This is a genomic window from Maribacter sp., from assembly GCF_049667165.1.
Taxonomy (GTDB): domain Bacteria; phylum Bacteroidota; class Bacteroidia; order Flavobacteriales; family Flavobacteriaceae; genus Maribacter_A.
On record NZ_JBATHS010000242.1, the window covers coordinates 1 to 3,637 of the forward strand.

Here is a 3,637-nt window from a genome sequence, read left to right on the forward strand (position 1 = left end):
CCAATGAGCTTATTTCAAGGGATGAGGGAATGCACTGTGACTATGCCGTACACCTGCATAAACATCATATCATCAATAAGGTCCCTAAAGCGCGCATCACCGAAATATTGGTCGATGCCCTGAATATCGAACGGGAGTTCATTACCGAGTCCTTGCCGGTTAGTTTAATAGGGATGAATGCGAAATTAATGACGCAATACCTTGAGTTCGTCACTGATCGCTTATTGGTCGAACTCGAATGTGATCGGGTTTATAATTCGACCAATCCGTTTGATTTTATGGATATGATATCCCTTCAAGGGAAAACCAATTTCTTTGAAAAAAGGGTTTCGGAATATCAAAAGGCGGGTGTCTTAATCAAGGATAAGGACGAGGACGCACAAAAAATCAGTTTTGATGCTGATTTCTAACCTGCAAGGTGTCGCCTAGTTGCGGAGCGCCCACCTGACCCTTGGGAAGGTGGCCGAAGCAAAGGAGGCCTCCTTGTAGGTTTGTCCCCCAAATAAATCAACCCTAAACCTACATATCCCAGACCTGAAAGATATTTGAAAACTTTCAGGTCGATCTGAATTGCTAACTAATATTTCACCTTAAAAAAATCGTAAATCAAGTTATGTATGTACTAAAAAGAGACGGAAGAAAAGAAGTGGTCATGTTCGATAAGATCACGGCGCGTGTACGAAAATTATGTTATGGTCTTAACGACCTGGTCGACCCCCTTAAGGTGGCCATGCGCGTTATAGAGGGTCTTTATGATGGGGTGACCACTTCGGAACTCGATAATTTGGCCGCCGAGATTGCAGCCACCATGACCACCATGCACCCTGATTATGCAAAATTAGCGGCCCGTGTCTCCGTTTCCAACCTACATAAGAACACTAAAAAGTCGTTCTCTGAAACGATGAAGGACCTCCATACGTATGTCAACCCTAGAACCGGCAAGAAAGCACCCTTGCTTTCTGACGAAGTATATAAGGTGATTTCCGAAAATGCCGAGATGTTGGATTCCACCATTATTTACAACCGTGATTTTGGGTATGATTATTTTGGTTTCAAGACCTTGGAGCGTTCTTACCTCCTGAAATTGAACGGTAAGATCGCAGAACGTCCGCAGCATATGTTAATGCGGGTTTCCGTGGGTATTCATTTGAATGATTTGGATGCGGTAAAGGAAACCTATGAGTTGATGTCCAAAAAGTATTTTACGCATGCTACCCCGACTTTGTTCAACGCAGGGACACCCAAACCACAAATGTCGTCCTGTTTTTTGCTGGCCATGAAGGATGATAGCATCGAAGGCATCTATGATACGTTGAAACAAACCGCAAAAATATCCCAATCTGCGGGCGGTATCGGGTTGTCTATCCATAATGTTAGGGCCACAGGTTCTTATATAGCAGGCACCAATGGCACCTCTAACGGCATTGTGCCCATGCTGCAGGTCTTCAATGATACGGCGAGATATGTCGACCAAGGAGGCGGAAAACGCAAAGGTAGCTTCGCTATTTATATGGAGCCTTGGCATGCCGATATCTTCGAATTCCTCGAACTAAAGAAGAACCATGGGAAGGAAGAAATGCGGGCCCGCGATCTTTTCTATGCCATGTGGATCTCCGATCTGTTCATGAAACGGGTAGAGGCCAATGAACATTGGACACTCATGTGCCCCAATGAATGTCCTGGACTTTTCACCAACCATAGCGAGGAGTTTGAGAAGTTATATCTAGGGTATGAAGCGGCCGGAAAAGGACGAAAGACCGTTAAGGCCCGGGAACTTTGGGAAAAGATATTGGAATCACAGATAGAGACCGGTACCCCCTACATGCTCTACAAAGATGCCGCCAACCGTAAGAGCAACCAAAAGAACTTGGGAACGATACGATCATCGAACCTATGTACCGAGATCATGGAGTATACCTCCCCCGATGAAATTGCGGTCTGTAACCTGGCCTCCATTGCCTTACCCATGTTCATAAAGAATGGGGAGTTCGACCATAAGGAGTTGTACAAGGTGACCAAAAGGGTGACCAAGAACCTGAATCGGGTGATCGATAGAAATTACTATCCGGTGAAGGAGGCCGAAAACTCGAACCTAAGACATCGCCCTATCGGGTTGGGCGTTCAAGGATTGGCGGATGCATTCATTTTATTGCGCATGCCCTTTACCAGCGATGAGGCCAAGAAGTTGAACCAAGAAATTTTCGAAACCCTATACTTTGCCGCGGTTACAGCATCTATGGAGGCTGCGAAAGAAGAAGGCACCTACGCTTCCTATGAAGGTTCCCCGATTTCCCAAGGAGAGTTTCAGCATAACCTTTGGGGCATTCAGGACGAAGAGCTATCAGGACGCTGGGATTGGGGTAAATTACGAAAAGAGGTGAAGAAACACGGGGTACGCAACTCCCTATTAGTTGCCCCTATGCCCACCGCATCGACCTCACAGATTTTAGGCAACAATGAATGTTTTGAACCCTATACCTCGAATATCTATACGCGTAGAGTACTTTCAGGGGAGTTCATCGTAGTGAACAAACATTTATTGGAAGACCTGGTTGAGCTGGGGATGTGGAACGAACAAATGAAGCAGGAACTCATGCGCGCCAATGGTTCGATCCAGCATATTGAAACCATTCCCCAAGAGATCAGGGAATTGTATAAAACGGTATGGGAACTGAGTATGAAGGATATCATTGACATGAGCCGACATAGAGGGTACTTTATTGACCAAAGTCAATCGTTGAACCTCTTTATGGAAAATGCCAATTATTCGAAGTTGACCTCCATGCACTTTTATGCTTGGAAGAGTGGTCTAAAGACAGGGATGTATTATTTGAGGACCAAATCGGCCGTTGATGCCATTAAGTTCACCTTAGACAATAGTCAAAAGAAGGAGGTTCCTGTTGAGGCCGAGGTCGCGATTACCGTGGCTCCTGCCGCTGATGCCGCAAAAGCCATCGAAGTACAGTCCACCCCGATAGCACCCCAACAACAAGCGATGGTCGTGCAGCCCATGACCCCAGAAGAAATGAAGGAAATGATCGCGCGGGCCAAAGAAGGTCAGGCCGATGATGATTGTCTGATGTGCGGTTCATAAAGGCGTACTTTCTATAGGTACGTGATCGTGTTTATTGAAAAAAGGGGCAGTCTAAATTGGACCGCCCCTTATGTTTTCCATATTATATTCGTATGCCTGGGGATAGGTCGAAACCTTTTATAAACGATCTGCGGGCCCATAACCATAATCACTTCGGCTTACATTACCCCAAATAATAAGACCGCCTAAAAAGTCTAGCGTTAAAATCCCTATCACATCGAGCGGACTCGAGATGACAGTAGAACTGACTTTTAAGCGGTCTTACTATTATAAACGTTCAGGTTTAGAAGGCATAATTAAGCCCGAACAACCAATAGCTTTGTGTCTTAACATCGATATTATCAAATGTAGGTGCAGGTACTATGGCAGGTACCTGGCCCAATGCATTGGCCAAAGCCTCTTGTTTGTTATTCCTAAGTCCGAATTCAAAACCAAGTCCGATTCCTTTCCATAAGGTATACCCGAAGGAGTTGATCCACGTCCAGTTAGACAGATCACTGCTTTTATAACTCTGAAAGGTCGAGAAGTTGGTTTTAAAGTTCA

The 3,637-nt window shown here is 45.3% G+C and carries 2 protein-coding genes and 1 pseudogene; 2 read left to right on the top strand and 1 reads right to left on the bottom strand.

The window, feature by feature from the left end:
- Both WBM98_RS12245 and WBM98_RS12250 read left to right on the top strand, forming a co-directional pair.
- On the top strand, nucleotides 1–410 hold a 410-nt coding region (locus WBM98_RS12245; protein WP_424366311.1), incomplete at its 5' end, for a ribonucleotide-diphosphate reductase subunit beta.
- Between the two features lie 203 nt (nucleotides 411–613).
- Nucleotides 614–3,094, top strand: coding sequence for a ribonucleoside-diphosphate reductase subunit alpha (locus WBM98_RS12250; protein ID WP_424366312.1), 2,481 nt, complete (start codon nucleotides 614–616; stop codon nucleotides 3,092–3,094).
- Nucleotides 3,095–3,377: 283 nt separating this feature from the next.
- Here WBM98_RS12250 and WBM98_RS12255 read toward each other — a convergent pair.
- Nucleotides 3,378–3,637, bottom strand: a pseudogene (locus tag WBM98_RS12255) (DUF3078 domain-containing protein); the annotation flags it as partial.

Bases quoted from the DNA above. Each gene is read 5' to 3' on its own strand.
- WBM98_RS12250 (WP_424366312.1), top strand. From the start codon at position 614: ATGTATGTACTAAAAAGAGACGGAAGAAAAGAAGTGGTCATGTTCGAT.